The organism is Microbacterium sp. NPDC060117, assembly GCF_042729315.1.
Taxonomy (GTDB): domain Bacteria; phylum Actinomycetota; class Actinomycetes; order Actinomycetales; family Microbacteriaceae; genus Microbacterium.
In genome coordinates this window covers 806411-824014 of the sequence record NZ_JBHWXR010000002.1, presented here as the reverse complement: position 1 = coordinate 824014, position 17604 = coordinate 806411, and the positions used below count along the sequence as shown (strand labels likewise).

At 70.3% G+C, this 17604-nt stretch carries 16 protein-coding genes; 9 read left to right on the top strand and 7 right to left on the bottom strand.

Annotated elements, in window-relative coordinates; all coding sequences use genetic code 11:
• Positions 1-298: 298 nt before the first annotated feature.
• The 4 genes from ACFWCK_RS10115 to ACFWCK_RS10100 all read left to right on the top strand — a co-directional run bounded on the left by ACFWCK_RS10115 (position 299) and on the right by ACFWCK_RS10100 (position 4872).
• A complete protein-coding gene (locus ACFWCK_RS10115) occupies positions 299-2101 on the top strand; it encodes an acetolactate synthase large subunit (protein WP_378805695.1) in 1803 nt (600 codons plus the stop codon).
• 2 nt (positions 2102-2103) lie between these two features.
• On the top strand, positions 2104-2613 hold the full coding sequence (ilvN, locus tag ACFWCK_RS10110; RefSeq protein WP_233309760.1) for an acetolactate synthase small subunit: 510 nt from the start codon (positions 2104-2106) through the stop codon (positions 2611-2613).
• A gap of 73 nt (positions 2614-2686) precedes the next feature.
• Positions 2687-3715, top strand: coding sequence for a ketol-acid reductoisomerase (gene ilvC, locus ACFWCK_RS10105; RefSeq protein WP_378805694.1), 1029 nt, complete (start codon positions 2687-2689; stop codon positions 3713-3715).
• Between the two features lie 320 nt (positions 3716-4035).
• A complete protein-coding gene (locus ACFWCK_RS10100) occupies positions 4036-4872 on the top strand; it encodes a peptidoglycan-binding protein (protein WP_378805693.1) in 837 nt (278 codons plus the stop codon).
• Between the two features lie 21 nt (positions 4873-4893).
• Here the strand turns inward: ACFWCK_RS10100 and ACFWCK_RS10095 are convergent, their stop codons facing one another.
• From ACFWCK_RS10095 to ACFWCK_RS10080, 4 genes are all read right to left on the bottom strand, one after another.
• A complete protein-coding gene (locus ACFWCK_RS10095) occupies positions 4894-6018 on the bottom strand; it encodes an ABC transporter ATP-binding protein (RefSeq protein ID WP_378805692.1) in 1125 nt (374 codons plus the stop codon).
• Complete coding sequence (locus ACFWCK_RS10090; protein ID WP_378805690.1) at positions 6015-7553, bottom strand: ABC transporter permease; 1539 nt, start codon at positions 7551-7553, stop codon at positions 6015-6017. The genes ACFWCK_RS10095 and ACFWCK_RS10090 overlap by 4 nt, the downstream gene beginning before the upstream one ends.
• A gap of 117 nt (positions 7554-7670) precedes the next feature.
• On the bottom strand, positions 7671-8723 hold the full coding sequence (locus tag ACFWCK_RS10085; RefSeq protein ID WP_233309769.1) for an iron ABC transporter substrate-binding protein: 1053 nt from the start codon (positions 8721-8723) through the stop codon (positions 7671-7673).
• 133 nt (positions 8724-8856) lie between these two features.
• Positions 8857-9726, bottom strand: coding sequence for an amidohydrolase family protein (locus ACFWCK_RS10080; RefSeq protein ID WP_378805689.1), 870 nt, complete (start codon positions 9724-9726; stop codon positions 8857-8859).
• A gap of 75 nt (positions 9727-9801) precedes the next feature.
• Here ACFWCK_RS10080 and ACFWCK_RS10075 point away from each other — a divergent pair, with 75 nt between their 5' ends.
• Positions 9802-10479, top strand: coding sequence for a FadR/GntR family transcriptional regulator (locus tag ACFWCK_RS10075; protein WP_378805688.1), 678 nt, complete (start codon positions 9802-9804; stop codon positions 10477-10479).
• 25 nt (positions 10480-10504) lie between these two features.
• Here the strand turns inward: ACFWCK_RS10075 and ACFWCK_RS10070 are convergent, their stop codons facing one another.
• Both ACFWCK_RS10070 and ACFWCK_RS10065 read right to left on the bottom strand, forming a co-directional pair.
• Positions 10505-11257, bottom strand: a complete 753-nt coding sequence (locus ACFWCK_RS10070; protein WP_378805686.1) for an SDR family NAD(P)-dependent oxidoreductase — start codon at positions 11255-11257, stop codon at positions 10505-10507.
• Positions 11254-12114, bottom strand: coding sequence for a fumarylacetoacetate hydrolase family protein (locus ACFWCK_RS10065; protein WP_378805685.1), 861 nt, complete (start codon positions 12112-12114; stop codon positions 11254-11256). The genes ACFWCK_RS10070 and ACFWCK_RS10065 overlap by 4 nt, the downstream gene beginning before the upstream one ends.
• 167 nt (positions 12115-12281) lie before the next feature.
• On the opposite strand from ACFWCK_RS10065, the gene ACFWCK_RS10060 reads away from it, so the two are divergent.
• The 4 genes from ACFWCK_RS10060 to ACFWCK_RS10045 are packed head-to-tail and all read left to right on the top strand — an operon-like array spanning position 12282 to position 16323.
• Positions 12282-13589 (top strand): L-fuconate dehydratase, encoded by a 1308-nt coding sequence (locus tag ACFWCK_RS10060; RefSeq protein ID WP_378805684.1) that lies wholly within the window; start codon positions 12282-12284, stop codon positions 13587-13589.
• Complete coding sequence (locus tag ACFWCK_RS10055) at positions 13582-14562, top strand: aldo/keto reductase (RefSeq protein ID WP_378805683.1); 981 nt, start codon at positions 13582-13584, stop codon at positions 14560-14562. Before ACFWCK_RS10060 ends, ACFWCK_RS10055 begins: the two co-directional genes overlap by 8 nt.
• A gap of 39 nt (positions 14563-14601) precedes the next feature.
• On the top strand, positions 14602-15021 hold the full coding sequence (locus ACFWCK_RS10050) for an RbsD/FucU family protein (RefSeq protein ID WP_378805682.1): 420 nt from the start codon (positions 14602-14604) through the stop codon (positions 15019-15021).
• 33 nt (positions 15022-15054) lie between these two features.
• Entirely contained in the window at positions 15055-16323 is a 1269-nt protein-coding gene (locus ACFWCK_RS10045) for an alpha-L-fucosidase (RefSeq protein ID WP_378805681.1), read from the top strand.
• 44 nt (positions 16324-16367) lie between these two features.
• Here ACFWCK_RS10045 and ACFWCK_RS10040 read toward each other — a convergent pair whose 3' ends face one another.
• A complete protein-coding gene (locus tag ACFWCK_RS10040; protein ID WP_233309784.1) occupies positions 16368-17531 on the bottom strand; it encodes an ROK family transcriptional regulator in 1164 nt (387 codons plus the stop codon).
• Positions 17532-17604 lie beyond the last annotated feature (73 nt).

The window sequence follows — 17604 nt, the reverse complement described above, 5'->3', positions numbered from 1 at the left end:
CGGATCGGACGCAGAGCTCCGGCGGTCTCGCAGACCGCCGGGCGCGATGGTGATCTGAATCGGGTCGATATCGCGGCTCGTGCTCTCGACGCACTCGTCGAGACGCCTGAGCCGGGCTCACACCGCGACGGCCTGCGTCGTGGATCAGAGCCGACTTCTCCGCGCTGCACCCGAGGCGTTCCAGCCCAATCTCTCCGACCCCTGCGCTCCGCCTCTCGCGGACCGGGTCGGAATGTCGTCCGCGACGGGGCATCGTCCCGCCGCTTCCGCCGATCGTTCACCACCGCAAGGAACCTTCATGACCGCTGATACCGCTCCAGCCGTCCCGCGTCCGCCCGCCCGTCCGGCGGCGGCGCCCGTTCTCACCGGCGCTCAGGCCGTCGTCCGCTCTCTCGAGCTGCTCGGCGTCACCGACGTGTTCGGCATTCCCGGCGGCGCGATCATGGAGGTTTACGACCCGCTGATGAGCTCCACCGAGCTTCGGCACATCCTGGTGCGTCACGAGCAGGGCGGCGGGCACGCCGCGGAGGGCTACGCCACCGCCTCCGGCAAGGTGGGCGTGACCATCGCGACGTCGGGCCCCGGAGCCACCAACCTCGTGACCGCGATCGCCGACGCCTACATGGACTCGATCCCGATCGTCGCGATCACGGGTCAGGTGTTCTCCACGCTGATGGGCACGGACGCGTTCCAGGAGGCCGACATCGTCGGCATCACCATGCCGGTGACCAAGCACTCCATCCTGGTGAAGAAGCCCGAGGACATCCCGGGCGCGATCGCCGCGGCGTTCGAGATCGCCAGCACCGGCCGTCCCGGCCCGGTGCTCGTGGACATCACGAAGGACGCGCAGAAGGCCTCTGCCCCGTTCGTGTGGCCGCCGAAGTACGACCTGCCCGGCTACCGTCCGGTCACGAAGGCGCACGGCAAGCAGATCCAGGCCGCGGCGACCCTGCTCGCCGAGGCCAAGAAGCCCGTGCTGTACGTGGGCGGCGGCATCGTGCGCGGCAACGCGTCCGAGGAGCTGCTGGCGCTGGCGGAGCTGACCGGCGTTCCCGTGGTCACCACGCTCATGGCGCGCGGCGCCTTCCCCGACTCGCACCCGCAGCACGTCGGAATGCCCGGCATGCACGGCACCGTCCCGGCGGTGCTGGCGCTGCAGGAGGCCGACCTGCTCGTGGCGCTCGGCACCCGGTTCGACGACCGCGTGACCGGCAAGGCGGAGCTGTTCGCGCCGGACGCCAAGGTCGTCCACGTCGACATCGACCCTGCGGAGATCTCCAAGATCCGCACCGCCGACGTGCCGATCGTGGGCGGCGTCAAAGAGGTCATCACCGACCTCGAAGCGGCTTTCCGCGGCCTCACCGGCGGCGCCAAGGGCGACATCGAGGAGTGGTGGGCCTACCTCGACGGCCTGCGCGCGGAGTTCCCCCTCGGCTACACCCAGCCCGAGGACGGCCTGATGTCCCCGCAGTACGTGATCCAGCGGATCGGCGAGCTCACCGGGCCCGAGGCGGTCTACGCCGCCGGCGTCGGTCAGCACCAGATGTGGGCGGCGCAGTTCATCAAGTACGAGCGCCCGAAGTCCTGGCTGAACTCCGGCGGCGCCGGCACCATGGGCTATGCGGTTCCCGCGGCCATGGGTGCGAAGGTCGCCGAGCCCGAGCGCGTGGTGTGGGCGATCGACGGCGACGGCTGCTTCCAGATGACCAACCAGGAGCTCGCGACCTGCGTCATCAACGAGATCCCGATCAAGGTCGCGATCATCAACAACTCCTCGCTCGGGATGGTCCGCCAGTGGCAGACCCTGTTCTACGAGGGCCGCCACTCGAACACCGACCTGAACACCGGGCACGGCACGGTGCGGATCCCCGACTTCGTCAAGCTCGCCGAGGCTTACGGATGTCTCGGCATCAGGGTGGAGAAGGAGGAGGACATCGACGCCGCCATCACGCTCGCCCTCGAGACGAACGACCGTCCCGTCGTGATCGACTTCGTCGTCAGTGCGGACGCCATGGTCTGGCCGATGGTGCCGCAGGGCGTCAGCAACAGCTACATCCAGTACGCGCACGACCACGCGCCCGCCTTCGACGAGGAGGACTGATCATGTCCACGCATGTGCTGAGCCTCCTGGTGGAGGACACCCCCGGGCTCCTGACCCGCGTCGCCGGACTGTTCGCGCGCCGCGGCTTCAACATCGAGTCCCTCGCCGTGGGCGTGACCGAGGTTCCCGGGGTCTCCCGGATCACGGTCGTCGTCGACGTCGAGGAGTTCCCGCTCGAGCAGGTGACCAAGCAGCTGAACAAGCTGATCAACGTCATCAAGATCGTCGAGCTGGAGCAGAACGCGTCGGTGCAGCGCGAGCACATGCTCATCAAGGTGCGCACCGACAACAACACCCGCTCGAACGTGCTGGAGGTCGTGAACCTCTTCCGCGCGTCCGTCGTGGACTACGCCCCCGAAGCGCTGGTGGTCGAGGTCACCGGCGACAAGGGCAAAGTCGACGCCCTGCTGCGGGCGCTCGAGCCGTTCGGCATCAAGGAGCTCGCCCAGTCGGGCCTGCTCGCGATCGGCCGCGGCGGCAAGAGCATCACCGAGCGCGTGCTGCGCGGCTGACACAGAACCACTGCCGGGCCCCGACGCTCTCGACGGGCCCGGCATCCAGAACCCCAACAAGGAGAAAACAACAGTGAGCACCGAGATCTTCTACGACGCAGACGCGGACCTGTCGATCATCCAGAACAAGAAGGTCGCGATCGTCGGCTACGGCTCGCAGGGCCACGCGCACGCGATGAACCTGCGCGACAGCGGCGTCGAGGTCGCGATCGCCCTCAAGGAGGGCTCCACCTCGATCGCCAAGGCGACCGAGGTCGGCTTCGCCGTCAAGACCGTCGCGGCGGCCACCCAGTGGGCGGACCTCATCATGATCCTCGCGCCGGACCAGCATCAGCGCGGCATCTACAGCGAGTCGATCGCCCCGAACCTGGCCGCGGGCAAGACCCTCGCGTTCGCGCACGGCTTCAACATCCGCTTCGGCTACATCGATGCCCCCGAGGGCGTCGATGTGATCCTCATCGCCCCGAAGGCCCCGGGCCACACGGTGCGCCGCGAGTTCGTGGCCGGCCGTGGCATCCCGGACATCATCGCGGTCGAGCGCGACGCCTCGGGCACCGCCTGGGCGACCGCGCTGTCGTACGCGAAGGCGATCGGCGGCACCCGCGCCGGGGTCATCAAGACCACCTTCACCGAGGAGACCGAGACCGACCTCTTCGGCGAGCAGGCCGTGCTCTGCGGTGGCATGAGCCACCTGGTGCAGGCCGGCTTCGAGACCCTCACCGAGGCGGGCTACCAGCCGCAGATCGCCTACTTCGAGGTGCTGCACGAGCTCAAGCTCATCGTCGACCTGATGTGGGAGGGCGGCATCGCCAAGCAGCGCTGGTCCATCTCGGACACCGCCGAGTTCGGCGACTACGTCTCGGGCCCGCGCATCATCGACGCCGGTGTGAAGCAGCGCATGAAGGACGTCCTCGCGGACATCCAGTCCGGCGCCTTCGCGACCCGGTTCATCGAGGACCAGGACAACGGGGCGGCCGAGTTCCTCGCCCTTCGCGAGAAGGAGCAGGGACACCCGATCGAGGCCACCGGCAAGGAGCTGCGTGCGCTCTTCGCCTGGAAGTCGCAGGACGAGGACTACGTCGAGGGCAGCGCTGCGCGCTGACCCCGACGTAGTCCGCGAGGACTGTGCTGGTCTGGCCGCAGGGCGGCCGCCGGCCCTTCGGGCCTGGGTCGAGGGCAGCGCTGCGCGCTGACCCCGACGTAGTCCGCGAGGACTGTGTCGGTCTGGCCGCAGGGCGGCCGCCGGCCCTTCGGGCCTGGGTCGAGGGCAACGCTGCGCGCTGATCCACGGCTGACCAAGAACGGGCGTCCCTTCGGGGGCGCCCGTTCTTCGTTCCGCCCGCCCCCGGATGTATCAGGGGCTCGCCCGACTGCTCTTCTCCTGCGTCAGTGCGGCGATCGCGACTGACCGGAGGACATGAGATGAACACCGAACCATGGGGCACGCTGCAGGAGCCGTCGTCGGACTCGCGCGTCACCCCGCTGCAGTATCTGCTCAGCGCGCAGGGACACGCGGTGCCGATCACGGGGAGCTTCGACGGTGCGACGACCGCCGCGGTCAAGGCCGTGCAGGCCGCCGCCGGCCTCGTCCAGGACGGCGTCGTCGGAATACGCACCTGGCGCCACCTCGTCGTGCCGCTCCAGGCCGGTTCCACGGGCGATGCGGTGCGCGCGCTGCAGTCCTTCGGGCTGCGCGAAGGACCCGGATCCGCACCGCTCGTCGTCGATGGCGGTTTCGGCCCGATCACCGATGCGCGCGTGCGCTCGTTCCAGGGCAGCTGGGGTCTCGCGATCGACGGGATCGTCGGCGGGCAGACCTGGTCGTTTCTCATGGCGGATCACTTCCCGTCGCCGTGGGCGCTCGTGATCGAGGGCGCGGTGCAGGCGGTCAACAGCCATGTGCTCGCCGCGCAGCATCTGCTGCGTGCTCACGGCGCCACCATCGCGGCGGACGGCGCGTTCTTCGCGCCGAGCGGGGCGGCGCTGGAGGACTTCCAGCGGACGATCCGCTCGACCGAGATCGGCACGACGGTCGGGCAGCTCGACTGGCCCCACCTGATCATGGCGGTCCAGCTCGGCAGCACGGGGGAGGCCGTCATGGCCCTGCAGAGTCAGCTCCCTGGGCTCACGGTCGACGGCGTCTTCGGGCCGGTGACGGACGCAGCGGTCCGCGACTTCCAGGCGAAATTCGCACCTCCCGCGGACGGCATCGCGGGCCCCGACACCTGGCACAGCCTGTTCGTGCCGCTCTTCGACTGAGAACGCTTCTTGCGGCGGCGCTCAGACCGGGAAGGCGACGCCTTCGCCGACCACGCGCAGAGCGATGCGCTGGCCGGGACGGGTGAGTGCCGCGTTCCAGTGCCGGATCGTGATCGTCGGCGCTTCCGCGGGCAGGCGTGGGTCCGCGTCGGCGCGCGGCTCCAGATGGATCCGCACTGAGGACTCCGCGCCGAAGTACACGCCCTTCTCCACGGTCGCGCGGATGGGCGAGTCGGCGACGAGCTGCACCTGCTCGGGGCGCAGCATGAGCTGCACGTGCCCTCGTGCCGGAGGATTCCGCACCGGCACGTAGCCGAGGGCGCAGGACGCGAGGGATCCGTCCAGCCAGGCGTCCAGGACGATCGCGTCGCCGAGGAACTCCGCGACGCCGCGGTCGACGGGGCGCGTGTACACGACGAACGGGTGCCCGGTCTGCACCAGACGCCCGTCGCGCATGACGGCCACCTGGTCGGCGAAGCTCAGCGCCTCGGACTGGTCGTGCGTGACGAGGATGGTCGTCGTTCCGGCATCGGTCAGAATCCGCGCCACCGCCTCGCGGGTGGCGGCGCGCAGGCCGGTGTCGAGCGCCGAGAACGGCTCGTCCAGCAGCATCAGCTCGGGCTCGCGAGCGAGCGCCCTGGCGATCGCGACGCGCTGCTGCTGCCCGCCGGAGAGCTGGTCCGGGCGGCGCTCCGCCACGTCGTGCGGCAGCGAGACGAGATCCAGCAGCTCGGCCACGCGCCGGTTCCGGTCCGCGCGACTGAGATCGTCCAGTCCGAAGGAGATGTTGCGCGCGACCGTCAGATGGGGGAAGAGCCCGCCGTCCTGCGTGACGTAGCCGATGTCGCGGCGGTGCACGGGCACCCAGGTCCCGGGTCCGACGACCGTGGCGGAGCCGAGCACGACCTCGCCCTCGTCGGGGCGCTCGAAACCGGCGATGATCCGCAGCAGGGTGGTCTTGCCCGATCCCGACGCGCCGACGATCGCCGTGATACCGCCGGTCTGCACGGCGAGATCGACGCCGTGCAGCACCCGGTGCCCGCCGTACGAGGCGGTGATCCCGCCGACCTGCAGGTGCGCCGTGGGCAGCGGGCCCGTGCCGGGGGAGGGCACGGCGCCGAGGGATCCGAGGTTGTGTGCGGTCATGCGGTCTCCGCGGTCGTGGGGGCGGATGTCATGGTGGCGCTGCCGGCAGACACGTCCGCGGTGGAGAGCACCGTGGACTGCCGGAACAACAGGTAGGTCATGGGTGCGGACAGCAGGATCAGCAGCGTCGCGTAGGGCGCCGCGCCCGCGAAGTCGATCTCGCTCGACAGGCTCCAGAACCGTGTGGCCAAGGTCTGCACGCCGATCGGCGAGAGCAGCAGCGTCGCGGTCAGCTCTCCGGCCACGGCGAGGAACACCATCGCCAGCGCAGCGGCCGTGGCCGGTGCCACCAGACGAAGGGTGACGCCGAAGAAAGCCCGCAGCGGGCGCCGCCCCAGGGCCTGGGCGGCTTCCTCCAGGCTCTGCGGCGCCTGGGCGATGCCGGCCTGCAGCGGCACCAGCGCGCGGGGCAGGAACAGCAGCGCGTAGGCGAGGAGCAGCAGCGCGGTGGTCTGATACAGGGCCGGCACGAAGAAGAGCGAGACGGTGACCAGCGCGAGTGCGAGCACGATGCCCGGCATGGAGCTCGTGACGTAGTTCGTGCGCTCCAGCAGCCGGCTGAACACGCCGGGGCGGCGCACCGCCAGCCAGGACAACGGGAACGCGGCGATGACCGTGACCACGCCGCCACCCAGCGCGAGGCCCAGGGTCTGCAGCAGCGTCGGCACGAGATCGGGCGCCGCCCAGACCGCCGCGCCGCCATAGGCCAGCCATCCGCCGATCACGACGGCGGGCACGCCGAGCGCGGCGATCCCGAGCGCGAGCAGGGCGACCTGCGCCGGGACCTGCCATCCGCGCAGCCGGATCCGACGGGGTGGGGCGGCGGTACCGGATCCGATCCGCGCGTAACGTGCACGGCCGCGAGCCCGGCTCTCCAGCAGGAGCAGCGCGAAGCACAGCAGCATCAGCACGCCGGAGAGCATGCTCCCGGCGGAGCCGTTGAACGTGGATCGATACTGGTCCATGATCGCCGTCGTGAAGGTGTCGAACCGGATCAGGGCGAACGCGCCGTACTCGCTGAGCAGGTGGAGTCCTACGAGCAGCGCACCGCCGAGCAGCGCGAGCCGCAGCTGCGGCAGCACCGTGCCGAAGAACACGCGCACCGGGCCGCGGCCGAGACTCGCGGCGGCCTGCTCCAGAGCGGGATCCAGCCGAGCCAGCGCAGCGCGCACAGGGAGGTACACGAGGGGGAAGTACGACAGCGTCGCCAGCAGCACACCTGATGCGAGACCGGCGAGCGAGGGGATCGCCGAGACCCAGGCGTAGGAGTTCACGAAGGCGGGGATCGCCAGAGGCATCGCGAGCACGGCCCCCCATGCGCCGGCGCCGGCGAGCGAGGTGCGCTCCACGAGCCAGGCGCCGCCGACCCCGATCACGGCGCACAGCGGCACGGTGATCGCGACGAGCAAAACGGTGTTCGTGAGCAGCTCGCCGACGCGCGGCCGGAAGATCAGCGCCGCCGATTCGGCCCAGCCGATCTGCGCCGCCGTGGTGACCACGAACAGGAGCGGCAGCAGCGAGAGCGCTGCGACCACGACGCCGGCCGTGATGACGACCCACGACCCGGCCCCGCGGGAGACGCCGCGGGGCGGCCGGAGCTGTCGCGCTCCGGCCGCCCGTCGGGAGGTGGTCGTGGTGGTGATGTCTGCGCCTTAGAGCAGGCCCGCCTGGGTCATCAGATCGGTGACCTGCTTGGAGTTCAGCGTAGCCGGGTCGATGGTCGGCGCCTGCAGATCCTTGAGCGGCACGAGCTTCGGGTTGGCGGCGACGCCGGATCCGACCGGGTACTCGAACGAGGTGCCGGTCTGCAGGATCTTCTGGCCCTCGGCGCCCGTGACGAAGGCGAGGAACTTCTGCGCCGCGGCCTGGTGCTTGCTCGACTTCAGCACGCCGCCCCCGGACACGGACACGAACGCGCCCGGATCCTGGTTCTTGAAGTAGTGCAGCTGCACGTTCTTCGAGTTCTCACCGGTCTGCGCCTGGTCGCCGAACCAGTAGTAGTGGTAGATGACGGCGCCGTCGATCTCGCCGGCGTTCACGGCCTTCATCGCGGTGGAGTTGCCCTTGTAGGCGACGGAGTTCGTCTTCATGGCCTTCAGCCACGTCTCGGCGGCGTCGGCTCCCTTGAGCTGCACGAGGGCGGAGACGATGGCCTGGAAGTCGGCGCCGGACGGGGAAGCGGCCCAGCGGCCCTTCCAGGACGGGTCGGCGAGATCCATGAGCGAGGTCGGCAGCTGCGCCTCGGTGAGCTTCGACGTGTTGTACGCGAACACGGTCGAGCGGGCGGCGATGCCCACCCACTTGCCCGAGGACGGGCGGTACTCGGTCGGGACGTTCTTCAGAGCCTCATCGCCCGGCGAGGCGAACAGGCCGGCCTTCTCGACCGCCGACATCGACGGCGAGTTCTCGGTGAGGAACACGTCGGCGGGGGAGCGATCGCCCTCCTGGATGAGCTGCTGCGACATCTCGGTGTCGTCGCCGTTGCGCACCTGCACCTTGATACCGGTCGCCTTCGTGAACGCGTCGGTCCACGACTTCGTGAGCTCCTCGTGCTGCGCGTTGTAGATCGTGATGGTCTGGCCGGCGAGGTCGTCGCCGCCGGCCGAGCTCGAGGTCGGCGTCGGGGAGCCGCTGCAGGCGGTGAGCGCGAGGGCGACGGCGGAGGCCGCCGCGGCGGCGGAGAGCAGCCGGAGGGAACGGTTCACGGAGAATCCTTCGAGGAGGGAGAGGCGCGGAGGTCGCGAATCACATAATAGGTAAGGCAAGCCTCACTCAACAACCTGATGACGTTCCTGTGAATGGGGCCCGACTCGCCCCGAAAGGCGGGTCGGCCGCGGATCACTCGACGCCGTAGAACCGTGCGGCGTTGTCCCAGAAGATCGCGTCGGCATCGAGTCCGCGCGCGCCGGCCCAGTCCGCCACGGTCCGAGCCCAGAGGTCGCGGCTCTCGGTGCGATACTCCGGCGGGGCGCCCGTGAGGGCGGAGACGGGCCAGTCGCCGCCCCACAGCAGGCGATCGGCTCCGAACGCCTCGGCAGCCGCGTCGAGGAACGGGATCACCTGCTGCGGGCTCCAGGATCCGCCGGCCTCGGCCGGCAGCCCCGACAGCTTGACGGACACCTGCGGGTGCGCCGCCAGGTCTCTCAGGTCGCCCAGCCAGGCCGCGGCAGGGGAGAGCGGATCCGCTGCCGTCCCGATCGCGGGCTTTCCGAGATGGTCGAGCGCGATCGGCAGAGCGGGCACCGATGCCGCGAGGTCGGCGACGTCGGAGAGCTGATGGGCGCGCACGCACGCGTCGAAGCGGTATCCGTGCGCGGCCAGCGCGGCGGCGCCCGCACGGAACGCGTCGCTGCGTGCGGTGCCGTCGGGCTCGTCCTGGAGGTTGTGCCGCACCCCGACCACCGCGTCGATCCCCGTGAGGGCCGTGAGGTGCGCGGTCGTCTGCGCGCCGCGATCGAGTCGCGCGCCCGCCACGATGCCGATGACGCCTGTGCGTGCCGCGTTGTCCGCGACCCAGCGGGCCTCGTCGATGAACTGCGCCTCGACGCACTCCGCTTGCACGAAGATCGCCGCCGCGCGCTCGGCGCCGTCGACGCTCGCGCGTGCGAGTTCCTCGGCCGCGTAGCGCTGAGCCAGCGGCCCGTCGAGCCACTCGTAGTCGAGGCGGGACGGATCCCACAGGTGCAGGTGGGAATCGAGTACGCGCATGGGCACATCCTTTCGCAGATCGGCGCTCGTGTGGCGCAGACATCCGATGTTCGTGAAAACCCCTAGGATGACGCCATGGCAGTCACCGACGAGGCGATCGAGAAGATCAAGGCGATGATCGTGTCGGGTGAGCTCGGCCCCGGCGATCGGCTGCCGCCGGAGAAGGAGCTCGCCGAGCGGCTCGGCCTGAGTCGCAACTCGATGCGGGAGGCCGTGAAGGCGCTCGAGGTGATCCGCGTCCTCGACGTGCGTCGCGGTGACGGCACCTACGTGACGAGCCTCGAACCGCACCTGCTGCTCGAGGCGATCAGCTTCGTGATCGACATGCACGATGACGACTCGCTGCTCGAGTTATTCGCCGTGCGTCGGATGCTCGAATCTCAGGCCACCGGCCTCGCCGCCACGCACGGCGACGACGAGGCGATCGCCGCACTGCAGGCGGAGGTCGCCGGCATCGACGCGGGCGTCTCGATCGACGGTCTCGTCGCGCACGACATCCGCTTCCACCAGGACATCGTGCGGATGACCGGCAACGGCTACCTGGCGAGCCTCATCGACAGCCTGTCGAGTCAGACCATCCGCGCCCGTGTGTGGCGCGGCCTCACCGAGCAGGGCGCCGTCGAGCGCACGCTCTCGGAGCACCGGGCCATCGCCGACGCGATCGCACAGCACGACCCCTCGCTCGCGACCTCGCTCGCCACCGCACACATCGCGGGTGTGGAGCGCTGGCTGCGCCAGGCCGCCCAGGCCTGAGTCGGGCGGCCCGGCGCGGTGTCGGCTACTCCGCCCGGAGGCGCAGCTGGGCCATGCCGCCGTCGACCTCGACGAAGGTGCCGGTGGTGGATCCGGACGCGGGGCTGACGAGGTACAGCACGGCGCCCGCGACCTCGTCCGGCGAGACCAGACGACCGTGCGGCTGACGGGCGTTGAGGGCGGCGCGCTCCGCGGCGGGGTCGGCAGCGGAGTCGAGCAGACGCCCGACCCATGGGGTGTCGGCCGTGCCGGGGTTGACGGCGTTCACCCGGATGCCTTCGCGGAGGTGATCGGCTGCCATCGCCCTGGTGAGCGCCGAGACGGCGCCCTTCGACGCGGAGTAGAGCGCGCGCTGCGGCAGCCCGGTGGTCGAGGCGATCGAGGCGGTGTTGCAGATCGCCGCGGCGGGGGAGTTCCGCAGCCACGGCAGCGCTGCGGCCGAGACGCGGGCGATGCCCGTCACGTTGATCGAGAGCACGCGGGCCCACTCGTCGTCGCCGTTCGCCGTGATGTCGCCCTGAGCGCCGATCCCGGCGTTGTTCACGACGATGTCGATGCGGCCGAACCGCTCGCCGATCGCGGCGACGGCCGTGTCCACGCTCGCGCGGTCCGACACGTCGGCCGTGAAGGCGGCGAAGCGCGGATCCGCGCCGGCCACGTCGCGGTCGAGCACGGCGACCTGCGCGCCCTGATCGTGCAGCTGCGCGGCGATCGCCGCGCCGATCCCGGATGCGCCGCCCGTGACGATCGCGACGAGTCCTTCGACATGACCGGTCATGCCTGTGCCTCCCATGCGATGAACTCCTGACGCTGGCCGCCCAGCCCCTCGATGTCGATCTCGACGACGTCCCCGGCGCGCAGGTACGGGAACTTCCCGCCGAACGCGACGCCCTGCGGTGTGCCGGTGAGGATGAGGTCTCCCGGCTCGAGCGTCATGTACTGCGAGATGTGGTGCACGATCTCCGCGACGGAGAAGATCATGTCGTTCGTGTTCGAGTCCTGGCGCCGCTCGCCGTTCACGAAGCTGCGCAGCCGCAGGTTCTGCACGTCGACCTCGTCGGGCGTGACGAGCCACGGGCCGGTCGGGTTGAACCCGAACGCGGCCTTGCCCTTCGACCACTGCCCGCCGGAGACCTCCATCTGGAAAGCCCGTTCGGAGACGTCGTTGCAGACGACGTAGCCGGCGATGTGCGCGGCGGAGTCGGCGGGGGAGTCGAGGTAGGCGGCGCGGGATCCGATCACGATGCCGAGCTCCACCTCCCAGTCGGTCTTCTCGCTGCCCCGCGGGATGGTCACGGCGTCGTCGGGGCCGACGACCGTGTTCGGGGTCTTCAGGAACAGGATCGGGACCGTGGGCGGTTCGGCGCCCGACTCGCGGGCGTGCGCGGCGTAGTTCTGTCCCACGCAGATGACGGCACCGGGACGCGCGACCGGCGCTCCGGTGCGGAACGCGTCCGCGTCGCTCAGTTCGGGGAGGGTGCCTGCGTCGAGGGCGGCACGCGTGCGGCCCACGGGGTCGGCGGCGAGGAAATCGCCGTTCACATCGGAGGTCACGGGCCGAAGATCGTACGTACGGTCTTCGGCGATGACGACCGGGATCTCGGATCCGGGGTCGCCCAGACGCGCGAACTTCATGATTCTCCTGCCTTCTCACGGGGATGGGCGGATCCGCCGTCGGAACGACGCGAGCGGATGCATCCCGCGTTGACAGTATAGACATCCGATGTTTACACTCCAACTGTCGAGGAACGATCCGGCCGTCTGCGCCGCTGCCCCGACTTCAGGCCCAGAACAGGAGAACCGTGAGCCGCATCGTCGCGCTGGAGACCAGCGACATCCGATTCCCCACCTCGCTCAGCCTCGACGGCTCCGACGCGATGAACCCCGACCCCGACTACTCCGCGGCGTACGTGATCGTGCGCACCGACGCGGCGGACGGCATCGAAGGACACGCGTTCGTGTTCACGATCGGCCGTGGCAACGACGTGCAGGTCGCGGGCATCGACGCGCTCTCCGGGCACCTCGTCGGCCGTGAGTTGGAGCCGCTGCTCGACGACATGGGGGGCACGTTCCGGGAGATCATCGGCGATTCGCAGCTGCGCTGGCTCGGTCCGGAGAAGGGCGTCATGCACATGGCGATCGGCGCCGTGATCAATGCCCTGTGGGACATCAAGGCCAAGCGCGCCGGGCTTCCGCTGTGGCTGCTCCTCGCCCGGATGACGCCAGAGGAGATCGTCGACCTCGTCGACTTCCGCTACCTCACCAACGCCCTCACCCGTGATGATGCGCTGGCGATCCTGCGCGACGCCGAGGCGGGCCGGGCCGAACGCGAGCAGCAGCTGCTCGCGACCGGCTACCCGGGCTACACCACGAGCCCCGGCTGGCTGGGCTACTCGGACGAGAAGCTCGAGCGCCTCGCCCGAGAGGCGATGGCCGACGGCTTCACGCAGATCAAGCTCAAGGTCGGTGCCGATCTCGACGACGACATCCGCCGGTTCCGCAAGGCCCGCGAGGTGTGCGGTCCCGACTTCCCCATCGCGATCGACGCGAACCAGCGCTGGGAGGTGTCCGAGGCGATCGCCTGGGTGAACGCGCTCGCCGAGTTCCACCCCGCCTGGATCGAGGAGCCGACCAGCCCCGACGACGTGCTCGGGCATGCCGAGATCGCCCGGGGCGTCGCGCCGATCCGGGTCGCGACCGGCGAGCATGCGCAGAACCGGATGATCTTCAAGCAGCTGCTGCAGGCCGAGGCGATCCAGGTCATGCAGATCGACGCGGTGCGCGTGGCGGGCGTGAACGAGAACATCGCGAACCTGCTTCTCGCTGCGAAGTTCGGCGTGCCGGTGTGCCCGCACGCCGGCGGCGTGGGGCTGTGCGAGGCCGTGCAGCACCTGTCCATGTTCGACTTCGTCGCGGTCTCGGGCACCCGCGAAGGGCGCATGATCGAGTACGTGGATCACCTGCACGAGCACTTCGTGGTGCCGACCGACATCCGGGGCGGCTCCTACTCCGCGCCGACGGCACCCGGCAACGGCATGGAGATGAAGGCCGCCAGCCGCGCCGAGTTCACCTGGACCGGCGAGCGCCGCGAGGCGGGCGCGCATGTCTGAGCGCGTCGGAGCCGTTGCTCTGTCCGCGATCCCGGCCCTCGGCTACGGTGCGGCGAACGTCGGAAACCTGTTCCGCGCGCTCACCGACGACGAGGCCTGGGCCGTGCTCGACGCCGCGTGGGAGAGCGGGATCCGCCTGTACGACACCGCGCCGCACTACGGGCTGGGGCTCTCGGAGCGCCGGCTGGGCGCGTTCCTGCAGACCAAGCCGCGGGACGAGTACGTGCTCTCGACCAAGGCGGGGCGCCTGCTGCGCCCGAACCCCGAACACGTCGCGGGCGGACTCGACACGGCGAACGACTTCCACGTCCCGGATGAGCTGCAGCGGGTCTGGGACTTCTCGGAGGCGGGGATCCGCGCCAGCCTCGACGAGTCACGCGAGCGCCTGGGCATCGAGCGGATCGACATCCTCTACCTGCACGACCCGGAGCGCCATGATCTCGACCTGGCGCTCGCCGAGGCGTTCCCCGCGCTCGAGGAGCTGCGCGCAGAGGGGCAGGTGGGCCGGATCGGCATCGGATCCATGACCGCCGACGCGCTCACCGCCGCGGTGCGCTCGGCCGACCTCGACACGATCATGGTCGCCGGACGGTACACCCTGCTCGAGCAACCGGCGGCCGTCGACGTGATCCCGGCGTGCGCCGAGCGCGGCACCGACATCGTCGCCGCCTCCGTGTTCAACTCCGGACTGCTCGCGCAGAGCGAGCCGCGCCGTGACGGCCGCTACGAGTACGGGGCGCTGCCGGACGAGCTCTGGCAGCGACTCACCCGGATCGCCGAGATCTGCCGCGCGCACGATGTGCCGCTGCCCGCCGCCGCGATACAGTTCCCGCTGCAGTCCCCGGCCGTGGCCTCGGTCGTGGTCGGCGGAAGCCGACCCGAGCAGCTCCGCCAGAACGCCCAGCTCGCCGCGCTCGACATTCCGGCGGATCTCTGGCGCGAGCTCGCGACCGAGACGCTCATCCCGGCGTGAATGCCGCCCGGACCGACAGCCACGGACGAAGGGAGCGACATGCTCGAAGGAATCAACCCTCTGCTCACCGGTGAGCTGCTGCTGCACCTCGATCGGATGGGGCACTCGGATGCGGTCGTCGTCGCCGATGCGCACTTCCCGGCGTGGGCGCTCGGCGAGCGCGTCGTGGACCTGCCCGGCACGACGACGCCGGCCGTGGTCGCCGCGATCCGTTCGGTGCTGCCTCTCGACGACGCCCCGGGCATCGACCTCATGGAGTCGGCCGACGCGACCGTGCTCGACGTGCAGCGCGAGCTCATGGCGGCCGCCGGCACCGATCAGAACAGCACGCGCTTCGTGGAGCGCTTCGCGTACTACGAGGTCGCGAAGGGCGCCTACCTCATGGTGCGCACGGGGGAGACCCGCAAATACGGCAATGCGCTGCTGCGCAAGGGCGTCGTCGGGCACCCTTCCGCCTGAGCCCACCCACCGAGATCAGGAGAAGAGGCAGAGATGCGACAGCAGTGGTTCGACGAGGCCCGGTTCGGGATGTTCGTGCACTTCGGCCTGTACAGCGGCGCCGCCCGGCACGAGTGGGTGCAGAACTACGAGCGCCTGACGGCCGAGGAGTACCGCGCCTACTTCGACCACTTCGACCCCGACCTCTTCGACGCGGCCGCGCTCGCGCGCCGTGCGAAGGCCACGGGGATGGGCTACGTGGTGCTCACCACGAAGCACCACGACGGGTTCTGCCTGTGGGATTCGGCGCTCACCGACTACACCTCGGTCACCGCCTGCGGGCGCGACCTCGTGCGCGAGTACGTCGACGCCCTGCGGGCGGAGGGACTGCGCGTGGGCCTCTACCACTCGCTCATCGACTGGCATCATCCGGACTTCACGGTGGACGCCAACCACCCTCGTCGCGACGACGCGATCGAGCACGAGCGCAACGGCGAGCGGGACATGGACCGCTACCGCACGTATCTGCACGGCCAGGTGCGTGAACTGCTCACGCAGTACGGCGACATCGACTACCTGTTCTTCGACTTCACCTATCCCGAGGCCCAGGGCGGCTGGGCGGGCAAGGGGCCGGACGACTGGGATGCGGAGACGCTCCTCGCGCTCTGCCGCGAACTCCAGCCGCAGATGCTCGTGAACGACCGCCTCGGGATCCCTGCGGACTTCGTCACCCCGGAGCAGTACCAGCCGACCGCGCCGATCCTCGTGGACGGCGTCCCGCAGGTGTGGGAGGCCTGCCAGACGATCAACGGATCCTGGGGATATCACCGCGACAACCACGACCAGAAATCGGCCGTGCTGCTCGCGCAGATGCTCGCCGACTCGGTGTCGATGGACGGCAACATGCTGCTCAACATCGGTCCGGACGGCCGCGGGAGCATCGCCCCGCGCGACGAGGCCGTGCTCGCGGCGCTCGGCGAGTGGATGCGGCTGCACCGCGACGCGATCGTGGGCGCCGGTCATGCCCCCTTCGCCGCACCCCGCGAGGGCGTCTACACCCGCCGCGGAGACCGCCTCTACCTGCACCTGTTCTCCTGGCCGCTCGGCTATGTGCACCTCGACGGGCTCGCCGACCGGGTGACCTACGCGCGTCTGCTGAACGACGGATCCTGGCTGAAGACCTCGGTGACGGATCCGGAGCAGGAGGCGACGCTGATGACGCCGGCGGGGGAGCAGGAGGGCACGCTCACGGTGCACCTGCCGGTGCGGCGCCCGGACGTGCTGATCCCGGTCATCGAACTGACCCTCGCGCCCGGAGCCTGAGCCGCCGCGCCCGGCGCCGTCCGAGGCGGGCGCGGCATCGGGTCTCAGGCGACGGGGTCGACCAGCTCCATCGCGAGGCGTGCGGCGCCGTACAGCGCCGCATCCGGGCCGGTCTGCGCGGACTCGATCCGCAGCGTCTGCGTGGCCAGCGGATGGCAGGCCTCGTACACACGGCTGCGGACCGCGGCGAGGAAGGGCTCGCTCGCGCTCATGCTTCCCGTGAGGAACACGGCGTGCGGATTGAAGAAGTTGACGACGCCGGACAGCACCTGACCGAGGTGCGTGCCGGCCGTGCGCACCAGCGTGGTCGCGATCGGATCGCCGTTGCGGGCGAGCTCCAGCACGTCCGCGGCGCCGGTGACGGCGACGCCGCGCTCCCGCATCTGGCGGACGAGTCCCGCGCCGCTCGCGATCGTCTCGAGGCAGCCGTGGTTGCCGCAGGAGCACGGGATGTCCGCGGCTTCCGCGACCCGCGTGTGCGTGATGTCTCCGGCCGCAGCGGTGGCTCCGCGATGCACGGCGCCCGCCACGACGATGCCGCTGCCGATCGCCGTTCCCGCCTTGACCGTGATGCTGTGCTGGTCGCGCGTGAGACTGCGGTGGTGCTCACCCAGCGCCATGAGGTTCGCGTCGTTGTCGACCACGGCCGGGACGCCGAAGCGCTCTGTCAGCGCCTCGCCGACTCGGAATCCGGGCCAGCCGGGCATGCGAGAGGGCTGATCCACGCTTCCGGTCTCGAAGTTGACGGGTCCCGGGAGTGCGATGCCCACAGCTCGGATGTCTGCGCCCGCGGCGAGCTCGCGCAGGCCGGCCTCGACGAGCGTGAGCGTCGCCTCGGGGCCGTCCGCGATCGTGATCGGGATCGTCGCCGTCCGCTCGAGGTGACCGCCGAGATCGAGCAGCCCGAGTCGGGCATGCTCGCCACCGAGTTCCGCAGCCAGCACGCGGTGCGGCGTGCCGCCGAGGGACAGCCTCCGAGCGCGCCTCCCGCCGGAGGACTGCGCCTGGCCGTTCTCCCGCAGGATTCCGGCGTCGACGAGCTCCTGCACCCGCAGGGACACGGTGGAGGGCGCAATGCCCAGCAGGCGGGCGAGATCCGAGCGGGACAGTGCCTCTCCGCGCGTCACCAGCTCGACGATCTGCCGGGCGTGGTCGCCGGATGCCGGGGGTTCGCGGCGGTCGGGGGACCGGTCTGCCGAACGTGCCATGACACTTCCTTCGAGGTCGAATGAAGATCACTCTAGTGGCGATGTCGCCGTGGATCCGGATTCATCACGGAAT